Raw genomic sequence first — 12,134 nt, 5'->3', positions numbered from 1 at the left:
CACCCCTTCGACGCGTACGCGTAGCAGCGGCAACTTTTTTTCCTTCGACGGAATCTTTCATGCGCAGTGATCTCATCAAGACCGGCCCCGACCGCGCGCCCGCACGCGCGATGTTGCGCGCCACCGGGCTGGACGACGAAGCCATCGCCAAGCCGCTGGTGGCGATCGTGCATACCTGGTCCAACGTCAGCCCTTGCAACCTCAACCTGCGCGAACTGGCCGAGCATGCCGCTGCCGGTGTACGCGCGGCCGGCGGCACGCCCATCGAGTTCAATACGATCGCGGTGACTGACGGCATCGCCATGGGCACGCTGGGTATGCGTGCCTCGCTGATCAGCCGCGAGGTGATCACCGATTCGATCGAGCTGGCTGTCGACGGCCACTGTCTCGACGCGATGGTGGTGCTGTGTGGTTGCGACAAGACCATTCCCGCCGCGGCCATGGCGCTGGCACGTCTGAATATCCCCGGTGTCGCGCTTTACGGCGGCACCATCGCGCATGGCACCCACGACAATCATCCGATCACCATCCAGCAGGTATTCGAAGCGGTCGGCGCACATGGCGCCGGCAAGATCGACGATGCCGAACTGACCTCGGTCGAACGCGATGCCTGCCCGGGCGCCGGCGCCTGCGGTGGCCAGTTCACCGCCAATACCATGGCGATGGTGCTGACCACGCTGGGCCTGTCGCCGATGGGCTTCAACGATATCCCCGCGACGCACCCGGCCAAGGCCCAGGCCGCCTTTCGCAGCGGCGAGCTGGCGATGGAATGCCTGCGCGAGCAGCGCACCCCGCGCGAACTGATCACTGTCACGGCGATGCGCAACGCCGCACGCATGGTTGCGGCGACGGCGGGTTCGACCAACGCCGTGCTGCATCTGCTGGCGATCGCACGCGAAGCCGGTGTGCCGTGGACACTGGAAGATTTCGAGCCCGCATCCAGGGACACCCCGGTCATTGCCGATCTGCTGCCCGGCGGTCGCTACACCGCGGTGGAACTGTTCGGTGCCGGTGGCAGCGCGCGCGTAGCCCAAGAACTGATTGCAGCGGGCATGCTCGACGATGCGCCCACCGTGACCGGGCGCAGCCTGTTCGACGAGGCCAGCGCCGCGCCCCGCGCCGAGGCACAGGACGTCGTGCACCCGACCACGCAGCCGCTGAAACCGCGCGGCGGCTATTCGATCCTCTACGGCAATCTCGCACCTGAGGGCTGCATTCTCAAACTCGCCGGCAAGGGCGCGGGTCACTTCGACGGCCGTGCCCGCGTGTTCGAAAGCGAAGAACAAGCCTTCGCCGCGGTGCAGTCCGGCAACATCGTCAAGGGCGATGTAATCGTGATCCGCAACGAAGGACCTGCCGGTGGCCCCGGTATGCGCGAGATGCTCGGCGTCACTGCCGCCTTGATCGGACGCGGTCTGGGCGACGATGTCGCGCTGATCACCGACGGCCGCTTCTCCGGCGCGACGCACGGCTACATGGTCGGCCATATCGCGCCGGAAGCCGTTCGTGGCGGCCCGATTGCCTTGCTGCAGGAAGGCGACCGCATCCGTATCGATGCCGGCACGCGCGAGATCTCGACCGATGCCGACCTGGCCGAACGCCGCAAGCATTGGCGTGCACCCGCACCCAAGGTCACGCGCGGCGCACTCGCCAAGTACGCGCGTCTGGTCAGTTCCGCTTCCGATGGCGCGGTCACGCGCGCTTTCGACAACGACACCAACGATTCCAACGCTGCTTCGACTGCCACCCACACCACCACTTCCAACCCTGCCCTGACTGGAGCTATCGCATGAGCCAACCCGCCGCTACTACCGACCAACTTGCCAATGCCCGCATCGCTGTCCTGGGCTATGGCAGCCAGGGCCGCGCGCATGCGCTGAACCTGCGCGACTCCGGCCTCGACGTCGTCGTCGGCCTGCGCAAGGGAGGCCCGTCCTGGGAGCGCGCGCGCGCCGAAGGCTTCAACGTGGCCGAGCCCGGCGATGCCGTGCGCGATGCCGACCTGGTTGCAGTGCTGACGCCAGACATGACTCAGCCGGCGATCTATCGCGATGCCATCGCACCGAACATCAAGGCCGGCGCGGCGCTGCTGTTCGCGCACGGCTTCAACGTGCATTTCAAGCAGATCGATCCGCGCAAGGACATCGACGTCGTGCTGGTGGCGCCGAAAGGCCCGGGCGCACTGGTGCGCCGCGAGTACGAGATCGGCCGCGGCGTGCCCTGCCTGTTCGCCGTCGAGCAGGACGCCACCGGCCAAGCCGAAGCCAAGGCCAAGGCGTATGCCGCCGGCATCGGTGGCGGCCGCGCGCTGCTGATCGAAACCGACTTCAAGGAAGAGACCGAGACCGATCTGTTCGGTGAGCAGGCCGTGCTGTGCGGTGGCGCCAGCGAGCTGGTGATCAAGGGTTTCGAGACGCTGGTCGAAGCGGGCTACAAGCCGGAGATCGCGTATTACGAAGTGATGCACGAGCTGAAGCTGATCGTCGACCTGTTCTACGAAGGCGGCCTGAAGCGCATGCTCGAATTCGTCTCCGAAACCGCGCAGTACGGCGACTACGTCAGCGGCCCGCGCGTGGTCGATGAGGAAACCAAGCAGCGCATGAAGGCCGTGCTGACCGATATCCAGGACGGCACCTTTGCGCGCAACTGGATCGCCGAATACCAGGCCGGCCTGCCCAACTACAAGCGACTGAAGCAGGCAGATCTGGATCACCCGATCGAGCAGGTCGGCGCCAAGCTGCGTGCGCGCATGCCCTGGTTGAATGCGGGTGCGGCGCAGCCGGCGGCGGCCGAGCCGCTGAAGAAAGCAGGCTGAGAGCAAGAAGTGAGTGAAGAGGAGTGAGTGGCGAGAGAAAGCCACTCGCTCCCCCGAACTCACTCCTCACTCCTTACTTCTCACTCCTATTCCAAGGACACGCGTTTATCCATGAAGGCCCCACTGCACATCACGCCAACGGAACCCACGCAAAGCGAGCACCCGCTCGCCGGGCAAACCATGAGCGGCGCCGAAGTAGTGGTCCAGGTACTGGCCGACGAAGGCGTGCATGTTCTGTTTGGTTATTCCGGCGGCGCCATCCTGCCGGTCTATGACGCTGTGTTCCGCTATAACGCCACGCATATCGGACCTGATGGCGGCGAACCGATGCCATTGATCGTGCCGGCGAACGAACAAGGTGCCGGCTTTATGGCCGCCGGTTACGCGCGCGCGTCCGGCAAGGTCGGCGTGGCGATCGTCACGTCCGGTCCGGGCGCCACCAATATGGTGACGCCGGTACGCGATTCGATGGCCGACTCGATCCCGATGGTGGTGATCAGCGGCCAGGTGCCAACGACGGCGATCGGCAGCGATGCCTTTCAAGAGGCACCGATCAGCAACATCATGAGTTCGTGCGCTAAACACGTATTTCTGCTGACCGACCCGGCACAACTGGAAGTCACGCTGCGTACGGCATTCGAGATCGCACGCAGCGGGCGACCCGGCCCAGTGGTGGTCGATATCCCGAAGGACGTACAAAACGCGCCGCTGACCTTTGCAGGCCACGGGGTCTTGCCCATTCCCGGTTACCGGGCGCGCCTGCGTGCCATCGACGAAGCGTATCTGAGCGATGAGGCATGCGCGGCATTCTTCCAGGCGCTGTCCACCGCCAAACGCCCATTGATCTATGCCGGCGGCGGCGTGATCGCTTCCGGTGCGGCCGATGCACTGAAGCGTTTCGTCGATACGTTCGGCTTTCCCGTCACCACCACCTTGATGGCGTTGGGTGCTTACGACACCACCGAGCCGTTGGCCCTGCACATGCTGGGCATGCACGGCACCGCGTATGCCAACTATGCGGTGGAGGACTGTGATTTTCTTTTTGCGCTCGGCGCGCGCTTTGACGATCGCGTCGCCGGTGTCCCCGACCAGTTTGCGCCACGTGCACGCACGGTGGCACAGATCGATATCGACCCGGCCGAAATCGGCAAGGTCAAGGCCGTCGACTGGCGGCATATCGGCGACCTGCGCAGCTCGCTGCATCGGCTCTGCGACTACGGCCAAACACATGGCCTGCATCGTGACAGCGCGACACGTTATGCGCCCTGGCACGCGCACATTGCCGAGCTGAAGCAGATCCATGCCCTGGGCTATGACCGCGACAGCTCCCTCGTGCAACCCTATGCGGTGATCGAGGAGATCAACCGCCATACGCAGGGCCGCGCCATCATCAGTACCGGCGTCGGCCAGCACCAGATGTGGTCGGCGCAGTACTTCGATTTCCGTGAGCCGCGTCACTGGCTCAGCTCCGGCTCGATGGGCACGATGGGTTTTGGCCTTCCCGCCGCCATCGGCGCGCAGTTCGCGCGGCGCGACAGCATCGTGATCGATATCGACGGCGATGCCAGCATCCGCATGAATCTCGGCGAGCTGGAAACCGTGACCACCTACGGACTGCCGGTCAAGATTGTCGTGCTGAACAACTTTGGCGACGGCATGGTGCGGCAATGGCAGAAGCTGTTTTTCAAGGGTCGCTTTGCCTCGTCGGACAAGAGCCTGCATCGCAAGGACTTCATCAAGGCGGCGCAAGCCGATGGCTTCGAATGGGCCAAACGACTGGAGCGTCCCGAAGAGGTCGCCGACATGGTCGCCGAGTTCATCGCCTTCCCCGGGCCAGCTTTCCTGGAGGTGCTGATCGATCCGGATGCCGGCGTGTATCCGATGGTCGGCCCTGGTGCCAGCTACGCGCAGATGATTACCGGCGACTTTATCGCTGCGCGCGACAGTGCAGCCGCGCACGCCTCCACGACCGACATGTTCTGAGGCGACCATGAAACATACACTTTCCATTTTGCTGCAGAACGAAGCCGGCGCCCTGGTTCGCGTCGCCGGACTGTTTGCCGCGCGCAACTGCAATATCGATTCGCTGACGGTAGCGATCACCCAGGACCCCGGTGTGTCCCAGCTGACACTGGTCATGCATGGCGCGGAAGGTACCGTGCAGCAGATCATCGAGCAGACGCGCAAGCTGGTCGATGTCATCGAGGTCAGCCGCCCGGTATCCCTGCTGCACTCATGAGCGCACTTGCCGACGACACGGTCGATCTCGCCGATACGCAGCATGACTTGTTGCGTCGCGTGTTGTCGGCTCAGGTCTACGACGTAGCGCGTGAGACGGCGCTGGAACAGGCGCCGCTGCTGTCGGCGCGCCTGGGCCAGCACATTCTGCTCAAACGCGAAGACCAGCAGCCGGTGTTCTCGTTCAAGCTGCGCGGCGCCTACAACAAGATGGCTACGCTGGACGATGCTCAACGGGCACGCGGCGTCATTGCGGCCTCCGCGGGGAATCACGCGCAGGGCGTCGCCCTGGCTGCAGCGAGGCTCGGTGTACGCGCGACCATCGTGATGCCGGTGACGGCGCCGCAGGTAAAAGTCGACGCGGTGCGACGCTTCGGTGGGTCATCGGTCACTGTCGTGCTGGCCGGCGATTCCTATAGCGACGCCCAGGCGCACGCGGCGTTACTGCAGACCCAGCATGATTTCACCCTGGTCCATCCGTTCGACGACCTGGACGTGATTGCCGGCCAGGGCACGATCGGCATGGAGATACTGCGGCAACACCCCAAGGCTCTGCACGCGATCTTCGTACCGATCGGCGGCGGCGGTCTGATTGCCGGCATCGCAGCCTATGTAAAAGCACTGCGCCCGGAGATACGCATCATCGGCGTGCAGGCCAACGATGCCGATGCCATGGCGCGCTCGCTGGAGGCGGGAAAACGCATCGCGCTGGATGAAGTCGGACTGTTCGCCGACGGTACCGCCGTAAAGCAGCCCGGCGAACGGACCTACGCCTTGTGCAGCAAGTATGTCGATGAGGTCCTGCGCGTGGACACGGATGCGATATGTGCGGCGATTCGCGATATTTTCCACGAAACGCGTAGCGTTCCCGAACCGTCCGGTGCCCTGGCGCTGGCAGGGCTCAAGCAATATGTCGCACGTACGCAGGTGCGCAACGAAACCCTGGCCGCGATCGTTTCCGGCGCCAATCTCAATTTCGACCGCCTGCGTTTCGTTGCCGAGCGCGCGGAGGTCGGTGAACGCCATGAGGCCATTTTTGCCGTCACCATTCCCGAGGAGCGCGGCAGCTTTCGCCGCTTCTGCGCAACGCTTGGCGATCGCAACATCACCGAGTTCAACTACCGCATCGGTAATGCCACCGATGCGCATATCTTCGTCGGCATCCAGACGCGCAACCATGCGGAGAACACCACGCTGCTGCAAGCGTTCAAGGCCGAAGGCTTCGCCGCCCTCGATCTGACCGACGACGAACTGGCCAAGCTGCACCTGCGCCATATGGTCGGCGGTCGTTCCGCGCTGGCCCACGACGAACAGCTCTACCGCTTCGATTTTCCCGAACGTCCCGGTGCACTCACCCGCTTTCTCGATCATATGCATCCGGACTGGAATATCAGCCTGTTTCATTACCGCAACCACGGTGCCGATTACGGCCGCATCCTGGTGGGTATCCAGGTGCCGACGGAGGAGCGCGGGGTGTTTACCCAGTTCCTTTCCAGGCTCGGCTATCCGTACAAGAACGAAACCGCCAATCCGGCTTACCGTCTACTGCTAAAGGATTGAATATCCCTGGCCACTGGCACCCCGCAAAAAACTGCGGTCCAGGGTTGGGCTACCGGGAGCCCTGGAAGGCCCGAACAACGCCATTAACCTGATTCTGGTAGCCATTTTCCGGTTCAAGGGCGATCCGCCACCATGGCGCCGGATCGGTAGATAGCCGCTCGGGCCGGTTATTTGCGGAACGGGGTCTTGCCTATGGCCGCTCATTCCATGGCATTATCCGGGCGTCGAATGTAGACGTGCCCGTAGCTTGATCGGCACGCGCCAGGGGAAATCTGATGGCTCATCGAGCGGACGCCTGGCGCCGCCCCATCGGATTTATGTGCGATCAGGGTGGATAGCGTCATGGAACGAGATGCCAACAACGATGGGATGCGAACCGACGATACCGACCCCCGGTCGGCGTCGCGCTTTATTACAACGTTTTCCGTCGGCGTCTTGCATCGCCGCGCCCCCCCCTTTTGTTCTTCCATGTCTGCCCGCCGCTGCACACGGCTGGCAGCGCCCGTTTCGTTCTTTCATACAGTGTCGTAAAGGAGTACCCATGAAGAAGCTTGTCCTGCTCGTGTCTGTTACCGCTGTATTGCTTGCCGGCTGCGGCAATACCAAGCGCACGACGCTTGCCAGCCAGATATCGACGCTGGTAGACCAGACCACCAGTTCGCAGACCGAAGCGGATGCCTTCCTGCGCCTGGAGTCGTACGGCGAAAACGGCGTGCCTTATCTGGTCAGCCACCTGGGCGACATGCGTCCGCTCGGCGACAAGAACATGACGCTGAAGAACATCGTGATCGTCGACTCGAAGAAAACCGAGCAGGGTCAGCGCATGTACTCGCCCGAAGTGGTGCATGACGCACTCGCCGCGCTGCTGAACCAGATCACCGGCAAGAGTTTCGAGTTCGTCTACAACGGCTCCGATCCGGCCACGCGCGCCACCAACCGCAAGGAATGGCAGGACTGGTGCGTGAAGACGTATCCGGACAAGAAGTCGATCTGCAAGAAGGGCTGATCGGCGTTTGTGGGGGCGGGCTTCAGTCGCGTCACGGCTGGTCGCGGCTGAAGCCGCTCCTACAAGATAGCGGGGCCTTCCTCAGTTTGTTGGAGCGACTTCAGTCGCGACCGCCCTCCCCACGCTGCTAATGTGTTGGACTCCTGCCTGCCGTCAGGTCCAGCATGTCGAACACACCACGCGAACTGTTGAAGGCCGAAGCCATCGCCGCGATGGAAGCGCAAGTCCGGCCGCACACGCTCAACCCCAACGCCGTCCGCCTGCGAAAGTCGCTCGGAGACCTCACCGGCCTGACCCAGCTGGGCGCGCATCTGATTACGCTGATGCCCGGGCACGAGTCGAGCGAATATCACCGCCACCTTTACGAAGAAGAATTCGTCTACGTGCTCTCGGGCGTCGGCGAAGCGCTTATCGACGAGCAGATCCATGCCGTCGGTCCCGGTGATTTCCTGGGCTTTCCGCGTGGCGGCGTCGCGCATGTCCTGAAGAACACCGGCTCGGAACCCCTGACCATGCTGGTGGCCGGGCAACGCCTGGAACAGGATATCTGCGATTACCCGCACGTGAAAAAGCGCCTTTATATCTATGGCGATCGCGGTGACATCGTGGATTTCGAACATATCCGGTCCGACGACTGATCTGGGATACCGCCGATCGGTCACACCTCGCCAGAGCATCCCAGGCTAAAATCCGTTCCATGGCTCCGACTCCACGCAAGCGCCCAAGACGTACCCCGGCCCCTGCTAACGCACCACGTGCGCGGGTTGGAACGCCACCGGCGAAGAAAACGGCCGTACGCCCGGCCGATAGCTCCACGCGCGCCACGCGCGTGCTGGACTGGCTGCTGCAGAAGTTGCCGCCGCGGGTGCGCGAGAAGGCGTTGGACTATCTGGTGCTTACGCGCATGGATCGGCCGATCGGCGCGCTATTGCTGCTGTGGCCGACCTGGTGGGCGCTATGGCTGGCGGCGGGCGATTTCCCGCCGGTCAAATTGCTGGTGATCTTTACCTTGGGCGTGTTCGCGATGCGCGCGGCCGGCTGCGCGATCAACGATTTTGCCGACCGCAAGCTCGATCCCCAGGTGGCACGCACGGCGGGCAGGCCGATCGCCAGCGGGCGCGTGACGCCGCGCGAAGCGCTGATCGTCTTTGCCGCGCTGCTGGTGTTCGCGTTCGTGCTGGTGCTGTTCACCAACAAGTTCACGATACTGCTGTCGTTCGGCGGTGCCGCGTTGGCGGCGATCTATCCCTTCACCAAGCGCTATACGAATCTCCCGCAGGTGGTGCTGGGCGCCGCGTTCGGCTGGTCCATTCCGATGGCCTTCGCGGCTGTTTCAAACACCGTGCCGCCGCTGGGGTGGCTGTTGTTTATCGCCAACATCCTGTGGTCGGTGATCTACGACACCCAGTACGCCATGGTCGATCGCGACGAGGACATCAAGGCGGGGGCGAAGTCCACCGCAATCCTTTTCGGCGACGCGGATCTGCCCATTCTGGGCATCCTGATGGGAACATTCGCGCTAGCCATGCTGTTTGTCGGCCAACGCGCGAACCTCGGCTGGCTGTACTGGCTGGCGCTGGTCGCCGCACTCGGTCTGTTCGCCTGGCAGCTCTGGTCGATTCGTACGCGCGATCGCCAGGCCTGCCTGACGGCCTTTCGCAACAACAACTGGCTGGGCATGGTGCTATGGATCGGCATCGTACTGGCGCTCGCATTTCGCTGATCACGATAGCGTCAACCCACGCTTAACATCCGGATCGGGAACATCGGCGATAACTGGGCCGGCGAATCGCCGCGCCGACTCGCGCCTTTCACCCCGGGAACCGCATGCTGCCTCGTCTTGTATCCACCGCTCTGCTCGCCCTGTGCCTTGCGGCGACAGCTTCGCGGGCGGCGGATGTGAGCCTGCTCAATGTGTCTTATGACCCGACGCGTGAACTGTATCGGGACATCAATGAAGCGTTTGCCGCGCAGTGGAAGCAACAACATGGCGACGATGTATCGATTCACATGTCCCATGGCGGTTCGGGCAAGCAGGCCCGTTCCGTCTCCGAAGGCTTGCGCGCGGACGTGGTGACGTTGGCGCTCGCCTACGATATCGATGCCATCGCGGCACGCGGCTGGCTGGCCAGAAACTGGCAGCAGCGTCTGCCCGACCACGCCACCCCGTACACCTCGACAATTGTTTTCATGGTGCGCAAAGGCAATCCGAAGCGCATCCACGACTGGGATGATCTGGTCAAACCCGGCGTGCAGGTGATCACGCCCAATCCGAAGACCTCAGGCGGCGCGCGCTGGAACTTCCTGGCGGCATGGGGCTATGCACTGAAGAAGTACCACGGCAACGAAGACGAGACGCGCGCTTTTGTGCGTACGCTGTACAAGCACGTACCCGTGCTGGATGCCGGTGCGCGCGGCGCAACCAGCACATTTGCCCAACGCGGCATCGGCGATGTACTGCTGGCGTGGGAGAACGAAGCCATGCTCGCGAAACAACGCCTGGGCGAGAACGACTTCGAAATCATCCGACCGTCGATCAGCATCCTGGCCGAACCACCGGTGGCGATCGTGGACAAGAACGTCGAACGCCATGGCACGCGTGCGCTGGCACAGGCCTACCTGCAGTTCCTGTATTCACCGCAAGGGCAATTACTCGCGGCGAAAAACTATTATCGCCCGCGTTCGATGAGTGCCGCTGGCGCATATGCCGCGCAGTTTCCGCCGATCGTCACCTTCACGCTGAGCGAGATGTTCGGCACCTGGCAGCAGGCGCAGGACAAATTCTTTCGCGATGGTGGCGTGTTCGATCATTTCGGCGCGAACGGAGGCTTTTGATGAAGCGCCGCCTGCTGCCGGGATTCGGTCTGAGCCTCGGCTACACCATCGTTTATCTGAGCCTGATCGTATTGCTGCCACTGGCGGCGCTGATCGCCAAGGCGTCGGGTATCGGCTGGGATGATTTGACCCACCTGCTCGGCTCCGGCCGCACGCTTGCCGCGCTGAAGCTCAGCTTTGGCGGCGCCTTGGTCGCCGCATTGATCAATGCCGCCATCGGCTTGCTAGTGGCATGGGTGCTGGTGCGTTATCGCTTTCCCGGCCGACGCCTGCTCGATGCCTTGATCGACCTGCCGTTCGCCCTGCCCACCGCGGTGGCAGGCATCGCCCTGACCGCGATCTATGCGCCCAACGGCTGGCTCGGCCGCTGGCTGGAGCCGCTGGGCATCCATGTCGCCTATACGCCGCTTGGCGTGCTGGTGGCGATGATCTTTGTCGGCTTTCCTTTCGTGGTGCGCACCTTGCAGCCGGTACTCGAAGCGCTGGAGAACGATGTCGAAGAGGCTGCCATGAGCCTGGGCGCCACGCGTGCGCAGACCTTCTTCCGGGTGATCCTGCCGATGCTGGTACCGGCGCTGCTCACCGGTTTTGCCCTGGCACTTGCTAGAGCTGTCGGCGAATACGGTTCGGTCATCTTCATCGCCGGCAATATCCCGAAGCGCTCGGAGATCGCGCCGCTGCTGATCGTGCAGAAGCTCGAACAGTTCGACTACGCCGGCGCCGCCGCGCTTAGCGTCGTCATGCTCGCGTTCTCCCTGCTGCTGCTGATTGCCGTCTCGCGGTTGCAGCGCTGGAGCCAACGCTGGACGGAGATCCGCCGATGAAGCCGACCACCCGCCCCACGGCGTGGCCGCGCAAACTCGCGCATGCCGGTCTGATCGGCGTGGCGCTGATTTTCCTGATCGTGTTTCTGTTGCTGCCGTTGGCCACGGTCTTCTACGAAGCCCTGCAACAAGGGTTCAAGGCCTATTTTCATGGCATGGCGCAGCCCGAAGCCCTGGACTCGATGCGGCTCACCTTACTGGTGGCAGCCATTGCCGTGCCGTTGAACCTCGTGTTCGGCGTTGCCGCGGCCTGGGCGATGGCGCGCTTCGACTTTCCCGGCAAATCCATTCTCGGCGCTTTTATTGACCTGCCATTCTCCGTATCACCGGTGATCTCCGGCCTGCTCTATGTCTTGCTGTTCGGTGCGCATGGCTGGTTCGGGCCGTGGCTGGACAAGCACAATATCGACATCATCTTCGCCGTTCCCGGCCTGGTGCTGGCCACAGTATTCGTCACCCTGCCTTTCGTCGCACGGGAACTGATCCCGCTGATGCAGGCCCAGGGCACCGAAGAGGAAGAAGCCGCGCGCGTGCTCGGCGCCAATGGCTGGCAGATGTTTTTCCGCGTGACGCTGCCCAATATCCGCTGGGCGTTGCTGTACGGCGTGCTGTTGTGCAATGCGCGCGCGATGGGCGAGTTCGGTGCGGTCTCGGTGGTCTCCGGGCATATCCTCGGGTTGACCACCACGATGCCGCTGGAGGTCGAGGTGCTCTATAACGAATACGACTATGTCGGTGCGTTTGCCGTCGCTTCGCTGCTGGCGATGCTGGCCTTGCTGACCCTGACGTTGAAGACCGTGCTCGAATGGCGCTACGGCGACCAGATCGCCTCGCATAACGCCGCCAGGCACTGAGA

Annotated in this window: 11 protein-coding genes; all 11 read left to right on the top strand. The window is 63.2% G+C overall.

The window, feature by feature from the left end; translation table 11 throughout:
• Positions 1 to 59: 59 nt before the first annotated feature.
• The 11 genes from ilvD (at position 60) to cysW (ending at position 12,132) form a co-directional block, all read left to right on the top strand.
• Positions 60 to 1,793, top strand: a complete 1,734-nt coding sequence (gene ilvD / locus QMG46_RS05190) for a dihydroxy-acid dehydratase (protein ID WP_281851422.1) — start codon at positions 60 to 62, stop codon at positions 1,791 to 1,793.
• A complete protein-coding gene (gene ilvC / locus QMG46_RS05185; RefSeq protein ID WP_281851421.1) occupies positions 1,790 to 2,815 on the top strand; it encodes a ketol-acid reductoisomerase in 1,026 nt (341 codons plus the stop codon). The genes ilvD and ilvC overlap by 4 nt, the downstream gene beginning before the upstream one ends.
• Before the next feature lie 111 nt (positions 2,816 to 2,926).
• Positions 2,927 to 4,798: a biosynthetic-type acetolactate synthase large subunit gene (ilvB, locus tag QMG46_RS05180; RefSeq protein WP_281851420.1), complete on the top strand. Its 1,872-nt coding sequence runs from the start codon at positions 2,927 to 2,929 to the stop codon at positions 4,796 to 4,798.
• A 7-nt stretch (positions 4,799 to 4,805) separates the two neighbouring features.
• Complete coding sequence (gene ilvN, locus QMG46_RS05175; protein ID WP_281851419.1) at positions 4,806 to 5,054, top strand: acetolactate synthase small subunit; 249 nt, start codon at positions 4,806 to 4,808, stop codon at positions 5,052 to 5,054.
• Positions 5,051 to 6,613 carry a threonine ammonia-lyase, biosynthetic gene (gene ilvA / locus QMG46_RS05170; RefSeq protein WP_281851417.1) on the top strand — a complete coding sequence of 521 codons (1,563 nt, stop codon included), beginning with the start codon at positions 5,051 to 5,053 and terminating at the stop codon, positions 6,611 to 6,613. Before ilvN ends, ilvA begins: the two co-directional genes overlap by 4 nt.
• A 541-nt stretch (positions 6,614 to 7,154) precedes the next feature.
• A complete protein-coding gene (locus QMG46_RS05165; RefSeq protein WP_281851415.1) occupies positions 7,155 to 7,619 on the top strand; it encodes a hypothetical protein in 465 nt (154 codons plus the stop codon).
• A gap of 164 nt (positions 7,620 to 7,783) precedes the next feature.
• Positions 7,784 to 8,257 (top strand): cupin domain-containing protein, encoded by a 474-nt coding sequence (locus tag QMG46_RS05160; RefSeq protein WP_281851414.1) that lies wholly within the window; start codon positions 7,784 to 7,786, stop codon positions 8,255 to 8,257.
• 191 nt (positions 8,258 to 8,448) lie between these two features.
• Positions 8,449 to 9,342: a 4-hydroxybenzoate octaprenyltransferase gene (gene ubiA, locus QMG46_RS05155; RefSeq protein WP_281852809.1), complete on the top strand. Its 894-nt coding sequence runs from the start codon at positions 8,449 to 8,451 to the stop codon at positions 9,340 to 9,342.
• Positions 9,343 to 9,446: 104 nt separating this feature from the next.
• On the top strand, positions 9,447 to 10,454 hold the full coding sequence (locus QMG46_RS05150; protein ID WP_281851412.1) for a sulfate ABC transporter substrate-binding protein: 1,008 nt from the start codon (positions 9,447 to 9,449) through the stop codon (positions 10,452 to 10,454).
• Positions 10,454 to 11,278 carry a sulfate ABC transporter permease subunit CysT gene (cysT, locus tag QMG46_RS05145; protein ID WP_281851411.1) on the top strand — a complete coding sequence of 275 codons (825 nt, stop codon included), beginning with the start codon at positions 10,454 to 10,456 and terminating at the stop codon, positions 11,276 to 11,278. The genes QMG46_RS05150 and cysT overlap by 1 nt, the downstream gene beginning before the upstream one ends.
• Positions 11,275 to 12,132, top strand: coding sequence for a sulfate ABC transporter permease subunit CysW (gene cysW / locus QMG46_RS05140; protein WP_281851410.1), 858 nt, complete (start codon positions 11,275 to 11,277; stop codon positions 12,130 to 12,132). The genes cysT and cysW overlap by 4 nt, the downstream gene beginning before the upstream one ends.
• Positions 12,133 to 12,134 lie beyond the last annotated feature (2 nt).

This window comes from Dyella sp. GSA-30, assembly GCF_027924605.1.
In the GTDB taxonomy this organism is placed as follows: domain Bacteria; phylum Pseudomonadota; class Gammaproteobacteria; order Xanthomonadales; family Rhodanobacteraceae; genus GSA-30.
The sequence above is the reverse complement of the archived record's forward strand: the minus strand, read 5'-3'. Positions and strand labels throughout refer to the sequence as shown.

Coding starts and splice junctions, on each gene's coding strand:
- QMG46_RS05165 (WP_281851415.1), top strand. CDS start 7,155: ATGAAGAAGCTTGTCCTGCTCGTGTCTGTTACCGCTGTATTGCTTGCC.
- ilvA (WP_281851417.1), top strand. CDS start 5,051: ATGAGCGCACTTGCCGACGACACGGTCGATCTCGCCGATACGCAGCAT.
- cysW (WP_281851410.1), top strand. CDS start 11,275: ATGAAGCCGACCACCCGCCCCACGGCGTGGCCGCGCAAACTCGCGCAT.
- ilvD (WP_281851422.1), top strand. CDS start 60: ATGCGCAGTGATCTCATCAAGACCGGCCCCGACCGCGCGCCCGCACGC.
- ilvB (WP_281851420.1), top strand. CDS start 2,927: ATGAAGGCCCCACTGCACATCACGCCAACGGAACCCACGCAAAGCGAG.
- QMG46_RS05160 (WP_281851414.1), top strand. CDS start 7,784: ATGTCGAACACACCACGCGAACTGTTGAAGGCCGAAGCCATCGCCGCG.
- ilvC (WP_281851421.1), top strand. CDS start 1,790: ATGAGCCAACCCGCCGCTACTACCGACCAACTTGCCAATGCCCGCATC.
- cysT (WP_281851411.1), top strand. CDS start 10,454: ATGAAGCGCCGCCTGCTGCCGGGATTCGGTCTGAGCCTCGGCTACACC.
- QMG46_RS05150 (WP_281851412.1), top strand. CDS start 9,447: ATGCTGCCTCGTCTTGTATCCACCGCTCTGCTCGCCCTGTGCCTTGCG.
- ilvN (WP_281851419.1), top strand. CDS start 4,806: ATGAAACATACACTTTCCATTTTGCTGCAGAACGAAGCCGGCGCCCTG.